General features: G+C 52.5%; 1 protein-coding gene. It reads right to left on the bottom strand.

The window, feature by feature from the left end; all coding sequences use genetic code 11:
* Positions 1-2312 (bottom strand): non-ribosomal peptide synthetase (locus tag ACFFGT_RS04470; RefSeq protein ID WP_377021307.1); only part of this gene is annotated, 2312 nt, incomplete at its 3' end.
* Between the last annotated feature and the right edge of the window lie 38 nt (positions 2313-2350).

The raw sequence follows: 2350 nt of genomic DNA, 5'->3' as shown, positions 1-2350 counted from the left end.
TGTACCGGTGATCCTGCCTTCCCTGAATTATAATATCCCAATACCTCCCCGATCAGTACTTCCATCGACCAGCCATCGCTGATGATATGGTGCATCACATACGCGAAAACCCAACGGTCTTCCGATAGCCGGCATAACAGCGCCCGCAGCAACGGCCCTTCAGCCAGATCAAAGCTTTCATTCACAAATTCCCTTACTTCTTCTTTCACCTGCTCCTGTGCATCCTCATCCCCCCTAAAGTCATATTCCTTCATATGAAACCCAAGCTCTTCCGGGCTAAGGATATACTGGCGTACATCACCTGATCCGTTTTCTCTGAATACCGTCCGAAGGACCTCGTGGCGGCTGATCAGGCGGCTGAAGCCTGATGACAGCAACGCCGCATCCAGCTCCCCGCGGAACTCATAAACGCCAGGCATGTTATAGGCCACATTGGCCTCCGACAATTGCCCGAGCACCCATAACCGCCGCTGTGATGACGATAACACGTAATCCGGAGATGCCCCTACTTCGGGGATACGGCTATATTCCGCCTGAATACCGGCGCTGATCAGCTCAGCCTGCTCCACAAGCACCGTTTGGCTGAAAAGGTCGCGAAGCGACACTTTCACCCCGAACTCCTTATGGATATGGCCCGCCAACCGGGTCGCCTTCAAACTATGCCCCCCTAAATCAAAAAAGTTATCGTGGATCCCGATCCCGTTACGGCCGAGCACTTCTTCCCATATCCCGATCAGCCTGGCTTCCGTCCCGTTGCGTGCTCCCTCGTAAACCGTACCTCCCGAAAGCTCCTGGCCCGCCGGTGAGGGCAGCCGTTTCTTATCTACCTTCCCGTTTGCCGTTAGCGGTAATGCTTCCAGTTGTACATAATGGCCCGGTACCATATAACCCGGCAAGCGTTCCTGAAGGTATTGACGAAGCTCCGGCACATTCAGTACGGTGCCGCTTACCACGTACGCTACCAGCTCCCGTTCGCCGCTGCCCAGATCCAGCGCCTGTACAACCGAACTGCTTACATCGCTGTGACCGTTTAGCGCACTTTCGATCTCCCCTAATTCGATCCGGTAGCCCCGCACTTTTACCTGATCGTCTAAACGGCCATGGTATTCTATATTGCCGTCCGCAAGCCATCTGCCGAGGTCCCCCGTGCGGTATAGGCGTTCACCGGGCTTAAATGGATTGGCAATAAACTTCTCAGCGCTCAGCTCTTCACGGTTCAAATAACCCCTCGCAACTCCGGCCCCGCCGATACAGATCTCCCCGCTTACGCCTACAGGCTGTAGCTTTAAACCGGCATCTAAGATGTAGATTTCGGTATTGGGTATCGGTTTGCCGATAGGGATGTTTGTCTTGCTGATACCTGTACCAGGTCCTACCCGGAAGATCGTTGCACAGATACTCGACTCCGTAGGACCGTAAGCATTGTAATATGTACCGTAATGATTGAATGCAGCCGCTTTTTCCGCTATCGCGGCCTCTCCCGCCGTGACCAGCTTTTTTATTCCCGAAAGCTTTTCTATACGCAGTTGTTTTAAATATGCCGGCGGGAGTGTTGCTATCGAGATCTGCTCTTCTTCCAGGTAGGCCTCCAGTTGTAAAGGAGACCTCTTCTGTTCCTCGCTAATGATATACAGCACCCCGCCCGAGGCAAGGGCCATAAATATTTCCCAAACCGAGGCATCGAATGATGGAGAGGAGAATTGCAAACACCGCTCCCCTTCACTTACTTCAAAGATCGTTTGCTGCGCATATATCGTATTGACGATCATGCCATGTTCGATCATCACCCCCTTCGGGTTACCTGTTGAACCAGAGGTATAAATGACATAGGCCAGGTCGGTTGCCCCGATCTCCGGATGCCTGTAATCCGGCGCTAAGACCAGCCCCTCCAGTTGAACGTCGATGGCAAAAACAGTACCCCCGAAACCGGACAAGTCAAATAAATAATCCATCTGCGTGATCAGCACCTGCAAACCCGAATCTTCTAACAGGTACGCCTTTCTCGAGGCCGGGTACGCCGGGTCGATCGGAACATAGGCGGCTCCTGCCTTTAGTATCCCAAGAATGCCAACAATCATATCACACGAGCGGTCCAGCAGTAAACCAACCAGGTCATTCGGCCGGACGTTCAGCGTCGTAACCAAATAAGATGATAACCGGTCTGACTTCTCATCCAGCTCATGGTACGTAAGTGAACCTGAACCACATACAACGGCCTGCGCTTCGGGCCGCAAAACCGCCTGCGCCGAAAAAACCGATACCAGTGTCTCTCCAACCGGATAATCGACCGCGCTGTTATTGAACAATTCCAAAAGCGTTGATCGCTCTTGTTCATTTAAATATTCAAGAT

The sequence above is a fragment of the Mucilaginibacter angelicae genome, assembly GCF_042434235.1.
Classification (GTDB): Bacteria; Bacteroidota; Bacteroidia; order Sphingobacteriales; family Sphingobacteriaceae; genus Mucilaginibacter; species Mucilaginibacter angelicae.
The sequence above is the reverse complement of the archived record's forward strand: the minus strand, read 5'-3'. Positions and strand labels throughout refer to the sequence as shown.